The organism is Pantoea sp. Fr-CA_6 (assembly GCF_024520895.1).
Taxonomy (GTDB): Bacteria; Pseudomonadota; Gammaproteobacteria; order Enterobacterales; family Enterobacteriaceae; genus Pantoea; species Pantoea agglomerans.
This window is the reverse complement of sequence record NZ_JALNPO010000057.1, coordinates 1-247: the sequence shown is the minus strand read 5'-3', so window position 1 is coordinate 247 and position 247 is coordinate 1. Positions and strand designations below refer to the sequence as shown.

The window sequence follows — 247 nt, the reverse complement described above, 5'->3', positions numbered from 1 at the left end:
CAGGGGAGCTGGTGAAGATTTATTTCCAGGAAGGGCAGATGGTCAAGGCGGGTGATCTGCTGGCTGAAATCGATCCGCGCAGCTATCAGGTGGCGTTGCAGCAGGCCGAAGGTACGCTGGCCACCAACCAGGCGCTGCTCAAGAACGCTCAGCTCGACGTGCAGCGTTACCGAGGCTTGTTTGCCGAGGACAGCATCGCCAAGCAGACCCTCGACACTGCCGAGTCGCTGGTCAATCAATACAAGGG

General features: G+C 59.1%; 1 protein-coding gene. It reads left to right on the top strand.

The annotated features are described in order from the left end of the window. Positions 1 to 11: 11 nt before the first annotated feature. Positions 12 to 247, top strand: a 236-nt coding sequence (locus NR201_RS22590) for a biotin/lipoyl-binding protein (protein ID WP_372340269.1), incomplete at its 3' end; no start/stop codon positions are given.